Source organism: Archangium sp. (assembly GCF_057119385.1).
In genome coordinates, this window is sequence record NZ_DBNGVP010000052.1 from 19,343 (window position 1) to 37,058 (window position 17,716).

The window sequence follows — 17,716 nt, forward strand, 5'->3', positions numbered from 1 at the left end:
CGAGAACTCACGGTGCCCCCAAGTAACGCTCCGTTGCGCACAGGAACGCCTCCTGCACGAGATGGGGGTGGAAAAGAAGCTTGTGCCTTGTGGCTCCTCGCGACATGCCCTGTTAGGTTAGTCTGCGCCATGCGTCATCCACTACTTTTCCGGTTCCCCCTGCTGCTCGTCCTCGTGGCATCCGAGGCCGTCCCCCAGGTCTGCGCGCCCACCGAGCGGACCCTCATCCTCTCGGAGCATCCGAGGACCGAGGCGCCCAAGGTGTACGTCGGCGGCCAGACCGCGACCGTCCTCCGCCTGGAGAAGGACTGTGACCCCGCGCGGACGAGCATGCTGGGATGGAAGGGGCACTTCGAGCCCTTGATCTGCCGGGACAGGTTCGTGCTGCTGTACCCACTGCGCGACCTCACGCCGAGCGACCGTTTCCTGCTCCAGGTGACGCTCACGGATGGGACAGAGCTCCCGTTCATCGTGACCGCACACCCACAGGCCTACAGCGACCGCCAGGTGGACCAACAGGTGAACGTGTTCGAGAACCGCGAAGGGTACGACGCGGTGCTCTCATCCCTGTATCGCGCGCTCGATAGAGAGCGAGAGCTCCGCGAGGAGAACGAGCGTTACCGCAAGGAGGAGAACTCGATCGACCACGCCTACGCCACGCTTCTGGCCAATGGCGCGGTGAAAGCAGTGCCCTTTCGCCTGGAGAAGACCCTCACCCTCAAGGATGGAGATACCTCCATGGTGATCAAGCTCTTCTCGGGGAAGGGGAAGGCCGCGGTCGTGGTCAACCTCAACAACACGTACTCCGATCAACCCTGGACGCTCGGAGAGACTCGGCTGACGGCTGACTCGACCTCGCACACGGCCAGGCCTTTCGCGCTCCGAATGAACCCATCCGAGATCATCCCGGGAGCGTCAGGCGCGCTCGCCGTCGTAGCGGACAAGAGTGCTTTTGTCTCGCAAGAGGGCCTCGTTGATCTGACTCTGGAAATCTTCCGAGGCGATGGGCTCCGGCAAGTAGCCATCTTGTTGGACCGCCGCCTCATTCGCTAATTCAGGAGCGGCGATCATGCCCACGTTGAAGTTGCTTCTCTTCTTTTCCGCACTCGTCCTTCTTGCGTCTTCCGGATGCACCACGACCCCCGGCGGCATCACGCTGCGCCCGGACGGCACTCCCGGCCCGGAGGCATGCCCGGCGAAGGCACTCGAGGTCATGCGGTATCTGAAGTTGCATGTCGGGGACGCGGCGCTCGTGGAGCTCGATGCCAACCAGATGGGGGCGTGGCCCATCACGATCTACGACGGACCCATCGAGAGCGTCTTGCAGGACGATTTCGGAACGATCGAGGCTCCCGCGCGCTTGTACGGATGGGTCTGGACAGGAGGGCCACAGGTCGTCATCCGGTACTACGAGGCGCATCCTCTGGACGGCGACAAGGTTCCCATCTGCGCCGTGGCTCGACTTGGAGACGGCCAGTTCAGGAAGCGGCCCGAGTCGAAATCAGGGACGGCCATCCTCAATGCCTCCGTCGCCTCCGCGTTCGTCGTCGAATCGTTCCGGTAAGGCAGTCAGGGTTTGTCCGTGCAGGCATTACCCCATCCCGGGGACCCTTACTGGCCCGGCTCCACGCCCACTCCTGACTTGGGCTGCCCGGCACCGACGTAACGCGCCGGTACCGGCACGCCCTGGCGGAGGATCATCGACACGAAGCTCAGCAGCCCGCTGGTGAGCAGGGACCCGGCGAAGCGGAGCAAGGCCCCCCGCTGGCCATGCGAAGCCAACGAGCAGCAACGGCAGCAGCAGGCACGTGCCCAGCACGGGCGCCACGTCACTCCAGGGGCCCACCCCGAAGTTCTCCGCCAGCGCGTGCATCAGAGCGGCCCGGCTCCTACTGGGGGTCTGGCTTGTCTGGAGGGGGCTCAAGCTCGTCTGGCAGACGCGTCCGGAGGAATCTCCACCCTTTCACCCCCCTGAGTACGGTGAACCCTTGACCCCCAATGGTGACGAGCGCGCCATCATCGACCACACCACTGGCGAGCACCGCATCCGCGTCTTCTCTCGTCGCGAATGCGTGAGAAATGGTCAGTGGCTTGCCAGCGATAAACTCCCGGAAGTAGTTGCGGTAGTCCTCCAGCTTGTCGATGTCTCGGACATAGAGCAGCGACACCGCAGCGATTCGGAGCGCTTCTTCTTCCGGCGAGCCCTTCGGGTACTTGTCGCTCACGGTGCCGAGCGTCTTCATCACTGATTCAACATCAAATTCTGGATTATAGGTCATTGGAGCACAGGTTTAGAGTGCAAGAGGAGCCAGAATCAGCGCGCCAGAACCGCCTGTTGTGAGGACAAAGGCAACACCGGCGATGATGACGACAGTCCCAAGAGCTACTTCAGCCTTGTGATTCCTGATCCAATCAACCGCCTCATCCATACGCGAGAACTTCAGTTCCCTCGCCTTCTGCTCATTTGACTTTTCGCACTCATTGTAAAGCTTGCGGCACTCCCTGGTGCAATACTCACGATACCAGCCATCCTTCTTCGTGTGAGGATATGGCCGTGGCTCCGCGTTCCAGCATTCGTCGTAACACTCACGCTCCTCTGCTTCGCAGTTACGGAAGCCAGAGCCGCCAGTTCCAAGAGCAGTGCCGACTCCGTGAGCGTCCTCGGAGATGACGTAGATTCGAGATTCCGGCCGTTGCGAATGGGCACATCCCATGCCGGCCGCCACGGCGGCAACGACCAGAACATTCCAGTTCAGCCCCGTCCGCCTCATGCGCTACCGCCTTTGAGTGTGTGCCAGGTGGCCTTCCGAATCCACTCTGTCACATGGACGCAGCCGCCGCTGTGGCCCCAAGACCATCCGTCAGGTGTCCAACAGCGGAATTGGCCATACCAGCCCGCAGGCAGCCATAACCGAGACCCCGGCACTCAGCTCCACTTCAGGTACAGGCTGCCCAGCCGGTACACCGTGTTGGGCGTGTACCCGATGGCCAGTTCCTCGGCCGGCACGGGCTCCCACTTCCCGGTGCGCTGCACCTTGCGCTCCAGTCCCGCGGCGGTGACGAAGCGCGTGGAGCCCCCCAGCCCCGCTTCCAATACAAGCACCGCCGCACGCGGCGAGCGCACGAAGTCTCCGCCCGCGTTCAGGCACATCCGCGCGTTCCGGTAGAAGCCCCGGGTCCCCCCAGGCGTCTCGCGCAACGTGAGCGCCGAGGCGCGCTTGAGCCCCAGCTCCGAGCCCGCCACGTAGACGCTCGCCGCCGGATCGAAATCATGTGGCCGCACGAAGCCCGCGACGATCCAGCCAAAGCCAAGCATTCCCGCCGCGAACGCGAGCCACGGCCACCAGCAGCGCAGAAAGCCCGTCTCCTCCACCTTCACGACCGTCGGCACCGTCACCGCCGAGGCGGCGTAATGCGGATGCGTCGCGGAGAAGTGCACCCCGAGCCCCTGTGGCTCCATCTGGCCGCAGCAGCCCTCGGCGACGAAACAGACCTCATATTTGAGCGGCTGTCCCTTGCGCCCATTCCCCAGGTCCGCCTCCGAACCCGCCACGGGACCACAACTCAGCACGCCCTCCGTGATGGTCCCCTGCGCGGTACAGGTGATGGGCACCCGGTCCGCGTTCGTGGAACGGGACAGGTCCACGATGGCGCACCGGCGCGTCTCGCCGCGCTCGCCCCGCCACTGGCCGAGATCGATGGACGCCGGATCCGGCACCAGCGCGAAGTCGAGGAAGCCCTCCACCTGCACCGTCCGGCGCGCGCGCTGCTCCATCCACGCATTGCGGAACGTCACCTGCACCGGCGTGGGCGCACCGTCCCGCGACAACTGCGTGGGCGTCCAGTCCGCCACGAAGCGCCCTCCCCCTTCGTGACGCAGTGGCACCTCCTGGCCCTCGACCGTGGCCACCGCCGCGAAGCCGTCCGCCTGGAAGAAGGACTCGTCGTCGAACGTCTTCCCCCGGAAGAGCATCCGTGCATCGAGCCGCACCGGCTCCCCCACCCGCGCCGTCGCCGGCACCGCCAGCGAGGCCTCGAGATCGTAACGGAGGATGAGGCCGTAATCGATGTCACCCGAGCCCTTCGGCAACGACAGCGTCCAGCGGCTCGGCTGGTCCGGTGAGTTGGGCGCGCGGAACACCTGGTAGTGGCGGTGCGGCGGCTGACACAGCTTCGGCGCGCCTCCGTAACGGACACCGGGCGGACAGCCGTTGTCCCCCGAGGCCTGCGCGGGAACGTTGCCCTGGGGGCCCTCCAGCTTCGCGGTGTACGCGGGCCCGGGCGAGGCCGACGCCGTGGCCACCAGCACCTCCACCACGTACTTGCCCACCGCGAATGTCTTCGACTCGCCCGGCGACAGCGAGCCCGTCTCCGGCCTCGAGCCGAGCACCCGCGCATAGCCCCGCGTGAAGGCTTCGATCACCTCGCGCGGCTTCTGGACGAAGACCAGGTCCTGCGGATTGCGCACCAATGGCCGGAGGAACTGCTCGCCTGTCTGGCGGATCTCCTCACTGCCGAAGAGCCCGATGACCAGCGTCTCGAAGTCAGCGCCCTCGGAGACCCCCAGTGCCCGAGGGCCCTCGGAGGGATCCCTCAGGTCCTGCGGGGCTCCATCCGTGAAGAAGAGGAACAGCCGGTTCGGCAGCGTCGAGCTCCGCAACCGGTTCCCCGCCTCCTCCAGCGGGCGCTTGTAGAAGGTGCCCTGCGAGTAGGGCAGCGCACGGATGGCATCCGCGTTCTGTGCCGGGCGGGGCGGGTCCCGCTCGTTGTCACCAAAGGCCAGCACGCTCACGTGGTCGGCCGAGCCTCGCGCCAGGCCCTCGACGATGAGCGTCCCGAGCACCGCGGCGCGCTCGGGATCATTGGGCGGATACCGGTGCCCCTGGTCGTCCCGGGACTCCACGCCCATGGAGCACGAGTTGTCGAGGATGAGGACGATCTCGTTGCCCCCGCCCGCCGCTCCGGTGAGGAGCAGGGGCAGGACGAGTTGCGCGAGCATCATCTAGAGCTCCACCTTGAAGTACGTGCCCCCGGCCCGGTACAGCACCGAGGGAGAAGGAACATGCCCCTGCGCCAGGTCCGTCACCGGCTCCCACTGGAGCGTGCGGCGGTCCTGCTGCTCCAGGGGTCCCAGGCCCGTCAGCACCACCCCGGCGCCCTTGGTGGCGCGCAGGAGGATGACCACGTTCCGGGTCCGGCCATTCACCTCGCCGTCCCCGTGCAGGCCCAACCGGGCGTCGCGGTAGAAGCCGGGGCTGCTGCCAGGACAGGCCTGCAGGAGGATGGCGGCCGATTGACGCATGCCGCGCTCGCTCCCGGCCACGCGGATGGACGCTCCGGGCGGGAAGCGCGCGGGCTGGGTGAAGCCGGCCACCACCAGCCCGAAGCCGAGCAGCGCCAGCGTGGGCCACACCCACGCGCCATGGCAGCCCAGGAAGCCCCGGCCCTCGACCTTCCAGCGCAGGCGCACCGTCTTCTCCTGCGCCTTGAACTCGGCGGTCAGCGGCACCACGCGCAGCACGGCCGAGTCCGGTGACACCTCCCCGGCACAGCGCGGCACCTCCAGGCAGATGTCGAGCCACCGGTTCTTGGGATCCAACGCCTCGATTTTCAGCGAGGACCCCAGTCCATGCGCATCCTCCTGCCCCAGCGCGTTGCGGAAGCGGAGCACCGGACGCGACTGGCAGCCGCCGAGCCCCTCGGCACGCAGCTCCCAGCTGTGCTCCTCGGCTCCCTGCGAGCCGCTGAAGTCGAGCTTCTGACACGCCGCCGCCACCGAGGCGCCCGCGGTCACGGTGCCGAAGTCCAGCTCCGCCGGCAGCTCCAGCTTCAGCTGGGGACGCACCCGCACCTCGTGCGTGGGCATGCTCACGGGCCCCTTTGGCGTCTGGAACACGATGGACCAGCTCGCGGCTCCGGGCTCGCCGTAGGTGGCGGAGAACTCGTACCGGTCATCCGCTCGCGGCGGCCCCCGGTAGCGCTCCTCGCCCGTGTCCACCACGCGCACCTCCACCTTGGGGTTCGCGAGCAGCGCGTCCACCTGCTGGCGGCTCGTCCCCGGCTCGGGCCGGATGAGCCGCACCGTCCCCTTGCAGGGAAGCCCGACGTAGCACGTGCGCGGCAGCTCCGAGGTATCGAAGCCGAGCCCCAGGTCACTCACCGTGGCGGAGACCTCGCCCGCGGGACACACCACGCGCTCGCCCGTGCGCCCCCCCGCGCTGAATCGCACCTCGCGCGGCTTGGGAGACGCGGGCGGTGTCCACGTGGTCGAGAGCGCACCGTCCGCCCTCAGCACCTGTGGCTTCTCCCCGTCCACCTGCACGGTGAACTCCAGCGAGAGGCCCGCGGGCGGAGACGTCACCGGCACCTGTCCCGCCGCATCGAAGAGCCGGGCACCCAGCGCGATGGCCTGGCCCGACACGAGCGCCTCGTGCTCGGTGGGCTGCACCACGCGCGCCCGGAAGCCGCAGACCTCCACCTTCAGGCTCTGGGCCTCGGAGGCCGCCGCGCGCAGCTTCTCGTTCCCGCCGAGCGACGGCAGCTTGGGGACGAACTCGATGCGGACGGAGTCGGAGGCGGGGAGCGAGAACCCGCCCGACACGGTGCCGTCCGGCTGCACGGTGCCCTCGTGCTCGGAGGTCTTGCCGCTCGCGTCGGTGACACGGAAGGTTCCGCCCGTCAGGGGACGCGGCGCTCCGCTCTCGTCGCGGACCGCGCCCACCACAGTCACCTTGTCCCCGGCGGTGTAGGGCCCAGGGGAGATGCGCTCCACCCGGGCCTCGAGCTGCATCGGCGGGGGCGGCGGAGCGGACGTGACGGGCTCGCCGTTGATGACGTGCTCCACCACGTTGCCAGCACCGTGCTTCTCCCCGTAGAGCCGCGCGCACTCGTACGGATCCGCGCGCCGCCAGGTACCACGGTTGCGCCGGAGGAACTTCGTCTCGCAGGTGGAGTCCTCCTCGTCATAACAGACGAAGCACTCCTGACCGTTGGTGACCCAGTTGTGGTAGTGCCACTTGCGGTGCATCGCGTGCACGTCCGGCATGCCGCACGCGGGCAGCACCTGCGGCGGAGTCCCCTCATAGCCTCCGACACAGTAGGTCTCCCCGGCCTGCGCCCCGGCGGGCACGGCCCACAGGAGCGGCACGAGGACGACCAGCGCCGCGAGCGCGCGCAGCATCACTTTCCTCCGGATTCCGTGACCTGCGGGCTCCCGGCCGGAGCCGGTACCGGCGTGGTGTGAGGCGTCCCCATGCTCTCGGGAGGTCCAGACCGGGCAACGCCCGCGTCCTGCTCCGTTCCACCGTCCACCTCCACCACGGAGGTGGTGCCCTGCACGGGCGCTGGCGCCGTCGGAGTCGATGGCGACGGCGACGTGCTGCCCGCTCCCAGCCCCAGGGCGATTCCCACGCCCATGGTCAGGATGCCCGTCGCGAGCAGCCACCACAGGGGAACACGGCGTCCGGCGTTCCCCGACGGCACGGGCTCGGCCGGAGCCGCCGCCGTTGGCATCACCTCAGCCGTGGGCTCCGGCCTCCGGGGCGCTGGCGCCGGTGGGGCCGGTTCCTCGGACGAGGCCTGCACCGGAGGCGCGGGCGTGAGCTCGGGCGCGAGCATCGGCATGCCGTCCGGGAGCGTCTCGCGCCGGGCCGCCTGGGGCGCCTTCACCATGCGCGGCACCTCGGGCTGTCCCGCCACGAGCAAGATGACCGTGATGTTGTCGGCCCCCCCGCGCTCGTTGGCCGTCTGGATGAGCCGCGTCACCGCGTCCTGGTAGTCCCGCCCCTCGATGAGCGGGTACAGCTCGTGGTCCTCGATGAGGTCGTACAGCCCGTCGCTGCACAGCAGCACCACGTCGCCCGAGCGCAGCTCCAGCGGCTCCGTCCACACCTCGGGCTTGAAGCTCTTCTGCACGCCCGGGCTGCCGCCCAGCGCCTGCACGAGCACGTGCGAGTCGGGGTGGTTCCGGGCCTCGTCCGCCGTGAGGATGCCGTGGGCGACCATCTGCGCCACGCGCGTGTGGTCCCGCGTCCGGTCGATCAGCCGGCCGTCACGGAACTGGTAGAGGCGGCTGTCACCCACCCAGCCCACGTAGCAGCGCGAGCTCATCACCCAGGCGATGACGCCCGTGGTGCCCATGCCCGGCGCGCCCCGGGTGCTCGCGGCCTCGAGCACCGCCTGGTTGGCCGCGACGAACGCCTCGTAGAGCGCGCGCGGCGGATTGTCGGGCGGGCTGGCGGAGAGCACCTCGACGAGGCGATCGCTGGCCACCTGGCTGGCCACCTCACCGGCCTCGTGACCGCCCATGCCGTCACAGACGACGAGCAGCCGCGAGCCGTCCGGCTGGGCACCGATGCGGTAGGAGTCCTCGTTCTGCGAGCGCTGGCGCCCGACATCGGAACTCCCGTGGATGTAGAGCGGGAGGCTCATTCGTCATCTCCCCTCGCGGGTGCGTAGAGGGTCCTCGCCTTCGCCCGGGGGGCCTCGGCGGACGGTTGAGCGGCGGGAGGCGCCGAAGGAGGAGCCGCGGCGATGGGCACCTGCGCGGAAGGCTCGGCGGGCTGGAGCCCGGGCTGCACCAGGGTGAGCTCGAGGTGCTGCGACAGGCGGATGGTCTGGCCGGGCAGCACCTGGACACGCTCGCCCGGATTCAGGCGGCGCCCGTCCACGAAGGTGCCATTGGTGGAGTGCTCGTCCTTCACGAAGACGTTGCCCGCCTTGAAGAGCTGCACCGTCGCGTGGTGGCCACTGAGCTGGGGCAGATTGACGGCGAGATCCATCTCGCCCTGCCGGGCCCCGATGGTGAACGAGGACTTGTGCACCCGGTAGAACGGCTCCAGCCCGGGAGGCCCCTTGCTCACCACCAGCCGCGTCTCCGGCAGCGTGGCGAAAGGATCCTTCCACGCCGCGGGCGCGGCCGGAGCAGGCTCGGGCTGCGCGGGAGGAGGCTCGGCCGCGGGCGGTGGAGCGACGGGCTGCGCGGCCACGGGCGGCGAGGGATTCGCGGCCGGAGCGGCGGCCTGCTCCGGACGGCGCCGGGCCAGAAACACGATGAGCGCGATCAGCAGGAGCAGACCCAACGCGATGAGGAGCGCGATCAGCCACCAGGGCAATCCACTCGGGGCCGCATCCGCACCCGGAGCCCCGGCCGGGCCCCCCATCCCAGGAGCGCCCGGTACTCCGCCGGGCTGAGGAGTTCCACCGGGAGTCCCCATGGCGCCACCAGGCGGCGTCGTGCCACCGGGCTGTGCCGTCGTCCCGGGGCTGCCGGTCGCCGTGCCCGGTTGCGCCGGGGAACCCGCGCCGGGCGTGGTCCCCGGAGGATTCGCGGACCCGGACGTGCCGGGCCTGGTCGAGGCGCCGGACTGCGCCTGCGAGGGGCCCATGACGACCGTGCCCGGACAAGCGGCGGTGGCGGGGCCCTCGGCCCTCTGCCGGAAGGAGATCGGGTCGCTCCAGGCGGTGGGGGTCTGGCCCACGAGCGCCTCGACGGAGAGCCGGTCCGAGGTCTGCCCGGGCTTCACGCCGCAGAAGGCCACGTCCAGCCAGTAGAGGTTCTCCAGCGCGCCCACCAGCCCCGTGACGGCCTGCCGCTCATCGACGTCCCCCACCTGGATGTAACGGCCGCCGGAGCCCTCGGCGAGCTGGGACATCTCGTCGAGCCGCTGCGCGATCCCCCTGCCCGCGCTCCGCGCACTGAAGACGACCACGTGGATGCGCACGCCCCGCTCACGCGCCTCGCGGGCGAGGTCCTTCACCTTGAGCGCGGGCGACTCCTCGCCGGCATCGGTGAAGACGATGACCTCGCGCGAGCCCCCTCGCTGGAGCGGCAGCTCGCGCGCGGCCTCTCGCACCGCCTGCTGGATGTAGAACTTGAGCCGGGTGACGGGCTGGTCCGTGCCCAGCGCCTCGACCCGCGCCAGACACGTCCGGAGCCCGGCGGCGGTGGTCTCCTCGCAGTGGGTGGACTTGCTCTTCCCGAACGTCATCACCGCCACGGTGTGGTTGCGGGAGCGGGCGCCGAGCTCGTCCGCATACGCCTCCGCGAGATCGAAGGCCTGGGGCCAGTACGTGGCGAACGACTTGGATTGATCGAAGGCCAGGACGGTGTAGCGGCGCTCCTTCGGGGAGTCGGCCATCCGGGCCACGGACTTCACCTGCGCGCCGGCCTGGTCCACGGCGACGCGGAAGCGGTCCTGCGAGGCCCCCGAGGCTCGGAGCTCCTTCTGGAGGGCGGGGTCGGTGACCTCGACCTGGAGGCGCATGTGCCCGTTGGACGCGGGAGGCGCCACGAGCACGGTGAGCCCGTTGTCGGCGGCGGCCGCGGGCGCGCCCACGAGGAGCGCGGCGAGCAGGCCCGCGAGCATGGTGACTGTGCGATGCATGGACATCCCCCCTCGCCCGCTCACTGGGAGCGGCGGGACAGCAGCTGCTCGGGGACGATGACGAGCACGAGGGTCGTCCCGCCCAGGGTGATCACCGATTGGTTCTGCAGGACGATCTGCTCCCCGTGGACGACGGCGCCGTTGACGATGGAGCCATTGCTGGAGACGTCGATGAACGAGGCATCCTCGGCGCGGATGAAGAGGAAGGCGTGCTGGCCGCTCACGCGCCCGTCGTCGAGCACCACATCACAGTCGGCGTTGCGGCCGAGCACGTTGCGCCCGGCGCGCAGCGGGTGGACGCGGCCGGGGTCGGTGGGGCCGCGGTACTCGAAGAGGGCACCTCGCACGAGCCCCGCGGCGGCCGGGCTCTCGCTGCCCATGTCCACGATGGTCCGGGCCTTGGGGCGCGGAGCGGCGGCGGCCGGAGGGGGAGCGGGCTGAGCGGGCTGAGGAGGAGCCGGCGGCATGGCGGCGGGAGCCGGGGCCGGAGCGGACAGACGGGTGGGAGGAATGGACGCGGCGGCGAACGGATCGCGCGGGTCGAAGGTGGGCCGGGGCGGAGGCGGATTGGCGAAGAAGTCCGCGCCCCGGTGCGCGGGCGGAGGCGGAGGGGCCGCCGGATCCGGCTCGAAGACGGTGCGGCGTTTCTGATGCGGGTTGACCGGCTGGGGCGGCTGCGGCGCGGGGGCGCTCACGGGGCCCGGAGCGGGACTGGCGGGCGCCAGATCCATGCCGCACATATCGCAGTAGGCGGCACCGGCATCGTTCTCGTTCTGACAGGAAGGACAGCGCATGAGGGGCGGTCACGACTCTAGGGCACGCCCCGGAGGAAACTCCAGCCGGACGAGCCCCCAGGCCCCTACGAACGAGTCAGGTCGCGATTGCAGACCCCGGAGCGGGCACGCGCGTTCATGCATCGGAGAGGAAATCCTCATGAGCCCCCACCCCACCTGGCCACGTGCCCTCCCCGCCCTGACCTGTCTGCTGCTGCTCACCGGAGCGTGCCTGCCCGCGGTCCGTGCCCCGGCCCCAGCACCCCAGGAGCCCCCGCCCGAGGCCATCGCGCCGCCCCCTCCATCGCCCTCGCCACCGCCCGAGCCTCCCGCCGAGGTCCGCTCCCTTGCCTGCGTGGCGAGGCAGCCCACCGTGGCGCCGGAGCTGCTGCCTCCCCCTCCGGCGGAGAAGGCGTGGCTGCGGCTCCAGCTCTACGAACTGCCCACACCGTCCGGACAGGGGACGTCCCTCCAACTTCGACTGACCTCGGTGCAGAACTACAGCTGCCTCGGCTATGAGATCCCCGCGCGCCTGAGCATGGCCGCGGGCGAGCTTCGCATCGACGTGGAGAAAGTGAGGTTCCGGCCCGGGCCCTGTCTGGCCGCCATCGGCCCCGCATCCGGTCTGGTCGTGCTGCCCGAGACAGTGCGTGGCACCTTCACGCTCCGCTTGCGGCACGGCGGACAGGAGGACCAGTACCGGCTGGTCATCGAGCAGGACAGGCTCGAGCTGTCCCCGCTGCGCGCCCGCTTCTCCGCGACCCAGAGCCCGCTGGTGCTCCTGCGCGCCCCGGAGGGAGCGCTCCACCTGCAGTGTATCTTCAAGGACTGGGAGAACCGCTGCCGCGAGCAGGCGGCGAAGGGCGGGCCCACGTGCGCGACGTTCTTCGCGGATCCGGAGATCGCGCGCCTGGAGCCGCTGGAGCTGAAGCCGGGCGCGTACTCCCTGGGGATCTTCAGATCCCCCTCGGGGTGCTTCGTGCGGGCACCCGGGGGTGTGGAGGCCCTGGTCCGCCACATCTCCGAGCACTACCGCGACCCGAGCAACTGCCTGTACATCGCGGTCCACACCTGGACGGGCGGAGGGTTCAGCAACCTCTGAGCCCCTCGCGCGAGCTCACGCGGCCCTGGCGCCGAGCCCCCCGCCCCATCACCGCCCCCGCGCCGCCTTCCGGAGCGGCTCATCGGCGGCGAACACGGACTTGAGCACCCGGCCCGTGGCCGTCTTCAGCCTCGCCACGTCCTGCGGCGTCCCTTCCGCCACGAGGGTGCCACCCGCCTCGCCGCCCTCGGGCCCCAGCTCCACCACGTGGTCCGCCGAGGCGATGACGTTCGGGTGGTGCTCGATGACCACCAGCGTGTCCCCTCGGTCCACCAGCCGGCGCAGGAAGGAGATCAGCTTCGACACGTCTCCCAGGTGCAGACCCGTGGTGGGCTCGTCGAGCACGTACAGCGTGGGCTCATGCCGGGTGGACGCGGTCAGCTCCGCGGCCAGCTTCAACCGCTGCGCCTCACCACCGGACAGCGTGTTCGAGCCCTGGCCGAGCTGCAGATACCCCACGCCCAGGTCCGACAGGCAGGACAGCGGCGCGGCCACCTTGGGCAGCGCGTGGAAGACGTCCTTGGCCTCGTCCGCCGACAGGCGCAACACGTCGCCAATCGTCAACCCGTGGTAGCGCACCTCCAGCGTGGCCGCGTCGAAGCGCGCTCCGCCGCAGGCCTCGCACGGGGTGACGACGTCCGGGAGGAAGGACATCTCGTGGGAGATGGCCCCCTGCCCCTCGCACGCCGTGCACCGTCCACCGGACGTGCTGTTGAACGAGAACCGCGTGGGAGAGAAGCCCCGCAGCTTGGCCTCGGGCGTGGCGGCGAACGCCCGGCGCAGCTCGTCCCAGAGTCCCAGGAAGGTGGCCGGCACCGAGCGCGGCGTGCGCCCGATGGGCGACTGGTCCACGGCCAGCACACGGCGGATGGCCTCCACGCCCGTGAGCGACTTGAAGGCCCCCGGGCGCGTCGTCACCAGCCCGAGCTTCTCGCGCAGGGCCGGGTACAGCACCTGCCGCACCAGGGTGCTCTTCCCCGAGCCCGACACGCCCGACACCACGGTGAGCCGGCCCACGGGGATGCGCAGGTCCACCCCCTTCAGGTTGTTGGCGCGAGCCCCCTTCAGCTCCACCCACTTCTCCGGCGCTCCCCGAGCCGTGCCCGCCACCACCGCGGGCTCACGGAGCGCGCGGGCCGTGGGAGCATCCTCCGTCTGCAGCACCTTCTCGGGCGGCCCCTCGGCGAGGATGCGCCCACCCCCGCGGCCACCCGTGGGCCCCAGCTCCACGAGGTGGTCCGCCGCGCGGATGGTGTCCGTGTCGTGCTCCACCACCAGCACGGTGGAGCCGGTGTCCACCAGCGCGCGCAGGTTGGACAGCAACCGGTGCGTATCCCGCGGGTGCAGACCGATGGTGGGCTCGTCCAGCACGTACATGGCGCCGGTGAGGCCCGCGCCGAGCTGCGCGGACAGCCGCAGCCGCTGCATTTCTCCACCCGAGAGCGTGGCCGCGTTCCGGTCCAGCGACAGGTAGCCCAGCCCCACGCGGTCGAGGAACTCCATGCGCCGCAGCAGCTCCTGGCGGGACGGCTCGCCGAGCAGCGCCCGGTCCCCCTTGAACTTCCACCCGCGCACCTGCTCCAGCGCGGCGGTGACGGACTGCTGCACCACCTCGTGGTAGCGCTGCCCCTCCAGCTTCACGGCGCGCGGCACCGGCTCCAGGCGCGAGCCCTCGCAGGTGCCGCACGGCTCCGAGCGGCCCTCGGCCAGCGCCTCCGCGCCCCCGTCCACCCCCGTCCCCTCGCAGTCCACGCACCGGCCCTGCTTCGTATTGAAGGAGAACCAGCGCGGGTCCATCTCCGGCACGGAGAAGCCACAGACGGGGCAGGTGCGCTCGCTGGACAGGAGCGTCTCCTTGTTCCCGCTGGAGCGGACCTTCAGCGCGCCCTTGCCCCAGGTGAGGGCCTTGTCGAACACCTCGCGCGGCAGCTTCGCCAGCTTGCCCTGGTACATGACGAGGTCGATGTCGTGCTCGCGCGACTTCACGAGCTGGGGCGGCTGGTCCGTGGAGACCACCTTGCCGTCGGCGATGGCGGTCTCGATGCCCGCGCGGGCGGCGGCGGTGAAGACGTCCAGGTAGGTGCCCTTGCGCGCGCGCACGGCGGGAGCGAGCACGGTGCCGTCCCCCTTCATGGCGGTGAGCTGCGCGTAGAGGGCCTCGGCCGTGGTGGCGGCGATGGGCTCGCCGTCCTGCGGGCAGTGGGGCTGGCCCAGCTTGGCGAACAGCAGGCGCAGGTAGTGGGCCACCTCGGTGACGGTGGCCACCGTACTCGTGGCGCCCGCGCGCGAGGTGCGCTGCTCCAGTGCCACGGAAGGCGGAATGCTGCTGATGCGCTCCACGTCCGGCCGCGGCATCGTGGGGAGGAACTGGCGCGCATACGGCGTCAGCGTCTCCAGGAAGCGCCGCTGCCCTTCCGCGAACACCACGTCGAAGACGAGCGAGCTCTTCCCCGAGCCGCTCGGCCCCGTCACCACCGTCATCTTCCCGAGCGGAATCCGGCAGGACACCTCCTGCAGGTTGTGCTCACGCGCGTGCTCCACCTCGATGGCGGGAGCCGCCTCCGCCAGGCCCTTGCCGCGCTTGCCCGGTACCACCGGCTCGGCCAGCTCCCCGCGCAGCGCCGCCGCGGTGAGCCCCTTGCTCCGGGCGAGCTGCTCCGGCGTGCCCTCGGCCACCAGGCGCCCACCATTGCGGCCACCCCCCGGGCCCAGGTCGATGATCCAATCCGCGCCGCGCATGACCACGAGGTCATGGTCCACCACGACGACGCTCGCGCCACGGTCCACCAGCTCGTGCAGCGCGGCGAGCACCTGACGCACGTCCGCGTCGTGCAGGCCGGCGCTCGGCTCGTCGATGAGGAAGAGCGAGCCCTTCGCCTCGCTGGCCAGGGCGCGCGCCAGCTTGAGCCGCTGGGCCTCGCCACCGGACAGGGTGGACAGGGGCTGGCCGAGCGGCAGGTACCCCAGGCCCAGCCGGGACACGGGCCCCAGCGCGCGCACCAGCGGCTTGTCGCCGGCGAAGCGCTCGAGCACCTCGTCCACGGTCAACTCCAGCACGTCCGCCACGGAGAGGCCGTGGTGGCGGATGGCCAGCACCTCCTCCTTGAAGCGGCGGCCCCGGCACACCGGGCACAGCAGGGACACGTCCGCGAGGAACTGCATCTCCACCGTCTCGTAGCCCTCGCCCGAGCAGGCCTCGCAGCGCCCCTTGTCCACGTTGAACGAGAAGTGCGCCGAGGTCAGCCCACGCACCTCGGCCTCGGGCTCGGAGGCGAAACGCTCGCGCAGCCGGTCCCACGCCTTGGTGTACGTGGCCGCGTTGCCGCGCGAGGTGCGCCCCAGCGGCGACTGATCCACGAAGGTGACGCGCTCCACCGCCTCCAGCCCGTCCACGCCGTCCGCCTCGCCCGGCACCTCCACGTCCTTCTCGCCCAGGGCGCGCCCCAGGTGGCGGTACAGCACCTCGTCCATCAGCGTGCTCTTGCCCGAGCCGCTCGGCCCGGTGATGGCGCACAGCACGCCCAGCGGCACGCTCACGGACACACCCTGGAGGTTGTGGGCCCGGGCATTGCGCACCACCAGCTCGCCCGTGCGCTTTCGCGGCGCGCGCTTCACCTCTCCGGTGCCCGCCAGCAGCCGGCCCGTGGGCAGGTCCGCGCGCTTCGCCAGCGCCTGCGGTGTCCCGTCGAAGCACAGCTTCCCACCGTGCTTGCCCGCCCCGGGCCCCAGCTCCAACACGCGGTGCGCGGAGCGGACGACGAGCGGATCATGCTCGATGACGAGGGCGATGTTGCCCCGCGTGGCCAGCTCGGCCATGGCGCCGGTGAGCGGCCCCACGTCGGCGGGGTGCAGGCCCACGGTGGGCTCGTCCAGCACGAAGAGCGCCCCCGTCAGTGACGTTCCCAGCGCCGCGGTGAGGGACACACGCTGGGCCTCGCCCCCGGACAGCGTGCGCGCGGGCCGGTCCAGCGTGAGGTAGCCCAGGCCCACCCGCTCCAGGTAGCCGAGGCGCCCGGCCAGCTCGCGGCGCACCAGCTCGCCCTGGCCGGTATGGGTGCGCAGGGCGTCCAGCCGCGCGCGGGCATCGGACAGCTCCAGCCCGTGCCACGCGGCCAGGTCCAACCCGCCCACGCGCCAGGCCCGCGCGGACTCGTTGAGACGCGCCCCCTGGCAGTTCTCGCACAGCGTATAGGCGCGGTAGCGCGAGAGCAGCACGCGCACGTGCATCTTGTACGTGCGGCTCTCCATCCAGCGGAACCACGCGCGCACGCCCGGGTACGAGCGGCCCCCGTGGTAGTCCCCCTCCCCTTCCAGCACCCGCTCGCGCTGCGCCGGGGTGAGCCGCTCCCAGGGCACGTCCAGCGGAATGCCGTGCTCGCGCGCGTAGCGGAACAGCATCTTCCGCTCCCACTCGGACGTCTTGCCCGACCAGGGACGGATGGCGCCCTTCTCCAGGCTCAGCGACGGGTTGGGCACCACCTTGGCCCAATCAATCCCAATGGTGCGGCCGAAGCCCTTGCACGTGGGGCAGGCCCCGGTGGGGGACTGGTAGCTGAAGAGACCGGGCCGGGCCTGCTCGAACTCGCGCGAGCACTTGGGGCACACCAGGCCGCGGCGGATGCGCCGGGCGCCCGAGGGCGTGAAGGCCACCGCCTCGCCATTGCCCATGGCCCACGCCGACTCCAGCGCCGCCGTCACCCGGCCGAGCTGCCCCTGGGCCAGCTTCAACCGGTCCACCACCACATGGGCCACGCCGGCCGAGTCCGTGGCCTCGGAGGGCCGCAGCGACTCCAGTTCCTTCACCTCACCCTGCACCACCAGCCGGTGGAAGCCGTCCTTCAACAGCCGGGCGCGCACGTCGAGGAACTCGGCGGTGTCCGCGATACGCAGGGGGAAGGCCAGCACGGCCAGGGCATCCGGCTCGGCGGCGAGCACCGCGGTGGCGGCCACGCGCGCGTCGGTGCGCACCGCCTCCACCCCACAGGTGGGGCATACCGGCATGGCCTCACGGGTGAAGAGGGCGGACAGGTAGGCCTCCACGTCCGCCAGGGTGGCCACGGTGGAGCGCGAGCTCTTCACCGGCGCGCGGCGATCCACGGCCACGCCCGCGGCCACGGGCTCCAGGGTGTCCATCGGGGGCCTCTCCAGCCGCTCGAGGAACTGGCGGGCGTACGGGCTGAAGCTCTCGACGAAGCGGCGCTGGCCCTCGGCGTAGAGGGTGTCCAGTGCGAGGCTGGACTTGCCGGAACCAGACACGCCGGTGAGGCACACCAGCTCGCCTTCCGCGAGGTCCACCGAGAGGGACTGGAGATTGTGGGTGCGAGCGCCAACGAGGTGCGTCTTGTGCATGCGAGGCGCTGATTTAACGGCGGAAGTCAGGCTCGCCAACGGAATCTGTAACGTGGGAACGAGCAGGCAGTTGGGTCATCCCGTACAGTCCCATCCAATCCACCCCG

The 17,716-nt window shown here is 70.5% G+C and carries 12 protein-coding genes; 3 read left to right on the forward strand and 9 right to left on the reverse strand.

What is annotated here, in order from left to right; translation table 11 throughout:
• Window positions 1-129 precede the first annotated feature (129 nt).
• Together AC16DP_RS11810 and AC16DP_RS11815 are read left to right on the forward strand one after the other, a co-directional pair.
• The gene (locus AC16DP_RS11810) at window positions 130-1,053 is read left to right on the forward strand and encodes a DUF2381 family protein (RefSeq protein WP_483956702.1); all 924 of its coding nucleotides are present in this window, start codon (window positions 130-132) and stop codon (window positions 1,051-1,053) included.
• A gap of 16 nt (window positions 1,054-1,069) precedes the next feature.
• On the forward strand, window positions 1,070-1,564 hold the full coding sequence (locus tag AC16DP_RS11815; protein ID WP_329728331.1) for a serine/threonine protein kinase: 495 nt from the start codon (window positions 1,070-1,072) through the stop codon (window positions 1,562-1,564).
• Between the two features lie 47 nt (window positions 1,565-1,611).
• Here AC16DP_RS11815 and AC16DP_RS11820 read toward each other — a convergent pair whose 3' ends face one another.
• From AC16DP_RS11820 to AC16DP_RS11855, 8 genes are all read right to left on the reverse strand, one after another.
• Complete coding sequence (locus tag AC16DP_RS11820; RefSeq protein WP_329728332.1) at window positions 1,612-1,755, reverse strand: hypothetical protein; 144 nt, start codon at window positions 1,753-1,755, stop codon at window positions 1,612-1,614.
• Window positions 1,756-1,889: 134 nt separating this feature from the next.
• Window positions 1,890-2,243: a hypothetical protein gene (locus AC16DP_RS11825; protein ID WP_329728333.1), complete on the reverse strand. Its 354-nt coding sequence runs from the start codon at window positions 2,241-2,243 to the stop codon at window positions 1,890-1,892.
• 48 nt (window positions 2,244-2,291) lie between these two features.
• Window positions 2,292-2,771 carry a hypothetical protein gene (locus AC16DP_RS11830; protein ID WP_329728334.1) on the reverse strand — a complete coding sequence of 160 codons (480 nt, stop codon included), beginning with the start codon at window positions 2,769-2,771 and terminating at the stop codon, window positions 2,292-2,294.
• 155 nt (window positions 2,772-2,926) lie between these two features.
• Window positions 2,927-5,002: a vWA domain-containing protein gene (locus AC16DP_RS11835; RefSeq protein WP_329728335.1), complete on the reverse strand. Its 2,076-nt coding sequence runs from the start codon at window positions 5,000-5,002 to the stop codon at window positions 2,927-2,929.
• A complete protein-coding gene (locus AC16DP_RS11840) occupies window positions 5,003-7,180 on the reverse strand; it encodes a hypothetical protein (protein WP_329728336.1) in 2,178 nt (725 codons plus the stop codon).
• On the reverse strand, window positions 7,180-8,430 hold the full coding sequence (locus AC16DP_RS11845; protein ID WP_329728337.1) for a PP2C family protein-serine/threonine phosphatase: 1,251 nt from the start codon (window positions 8,428-8,430) through the stop codon (window positions 7,180-7,182). Before AC16DP_RS11845 ends, AC16DP_RS11840 begins: the two co-directional genes overlap by 1 nt.
• Window positions 8,427-10,385 carry an FHA domain-containing protein gene (locus AC16DP_RS11850; protein ID WP_329728338.1) on the reverse strand — a complete coding sequence of 653 codons (1,959 nt, stop codon included), beginning with the start codon at window positions 10,383-10,385 and terminating at the stop codon, window positions 8,427-8,429. The genes AC16DP_RS11845 and AC16DP_RS11850 overlap by 4 nt, the downstream gene beginning before the upstream one ends.
• A 20-nt stretch (window positions 10,386-10,405) precedes the next feature.
• Complete coding sequence (locus AC16DP_RS11855; RefSeq protein WP_329728339.1) at window positions 10,406-11,179, reverse strand: double zinc ribbon and FHA domain-containing protein; 774 nt, start codon at window positions 11,177-11,179, stop codon at window positions 10,406-10,408.
• A 139-nt stretch (window positions 11,180-11,318) separates the two neighbouring features.
• Between AC16DP_RS11855 and AC16DP_RS11860 the strand changes: the two genes are divergently transcribed.
• On the forward strand, window positions 11,319-12,260 hold the full coding sequence (locus AC16DP_RS11860) for a hypothetical protein (RefSeq protein ID WP_329728340.1): 942 nt from the start codon (window positions 11,319-11,321) through the stop codon (window positions 12,258-12,260).
• Between the two features lie 48 nt (window positions 12,261-12,308).
• Here AC16DP_RS11860 and uvrA read toward each other — a convergent pair whose 3' ends face one another.
• The gene (gene uvrA, locus AC16DP_RS11865; protein ID WP_329728341.1) at window positions 12,309-17,609 is read right to left on the reverse strand and encodes an excinuclease ABC subunit UvrA; all 5,301 of its coding nucleotides are present in this window, start codon (window positions 17,607-17,609) and stop codon (window positions 12,309-12,311) included.
• Between the last annotated feature and the right edge of the window lie 107 nt (window positions 17,610-17,716).

What these genes read in the sequence shown, in the direction of transcription:
- AC16DP_RS11840 (WP_329728336.1), bottom strand. Translation starts at nt 7,180, where the DNA reads ATGCTGCGCGCGCTCGCGGCGCTGGTCGTCCTCGTGCCGCTCCTGTGG.
- AC16DP_RS11845 (WP_329728337.1), bottom strand. Translation starts at nt 8,430, where the DNA reads ATGAGCCTCCCGCTCTACATCCACGGGAGTTCCGATGTCGGGCGCCAG.
- uvrA (WP_329728341.1), bottom strand. Translation starts at nt 17,609, where the DNA reads ATGCACAAGACGCACCTCGTTGGCGCTCGCACCCACAATCTCCAGTCC.
- AC16DP_RS11815 (WP_329728331.1), top strand. Translation starts at nt 1,070, where the DNA reads ATGCCCACGTTGAAGTTGCTTCTCTTCTTTTCCGCACTCGTCCTTCTT.
- AC16DP_RS11830 (WP_329728334.1), bottom strand. Translation starts at nt 2,771, where the DNA reads ATGAGGCGGACGGGGCTGAACTGGAATGTTCTGGTCGTTGCCGCCGTG.
- AC16DP_RS11835 (WP_329728335.1), bottom strand. Translation starts at nt 5,002, where the DNA reads ATGATGCTCGCGCAACTCGTCCTGCCCCTGCTCCTCACCGGAGCGGCG.
- AC16DP_RS11850 (WP_329728338.1), bottom strand. Translation starts at nt 10,385, where the DNA reads ATGCATCGCACAGTCACCATGCTCGCGGGCCTGCTCGCCGCGCTCCTC.
- AC16DP_RS11825 (WP_329728333.1), bottom strand. Translation starts at nt 2,243, where the DNA reads ATGAAGACGCTCGGCACCGTGAGCGACAAGTACCCGAAGGGCTCGCCG.
- AC16DP_RS11810 (WP_483956702.1), top strand. Translation starts at nt 130, where the DNA reads ATGCGTCATCCACTACTTTTCCGGTTCCCCCTGCTGCTCGTCCTCGTG.
- AC16DP_RS11855 (WP_329728339.1), bottom strand. Translation starts at nt 11,179, where the DNA reads ATGCGCTGTCCTTCCTGTCAGAACGAGAACGATGCCGGTGCCGCCTAC.
- AC16DP_RS11860 (WP_329728340.1), top strand. Translation starts at nt 11,319, where the DNA reads ATGAGCCCCCACCCCACCTGGCCACGTGCCCTCCCCGCCCTGACCTGT.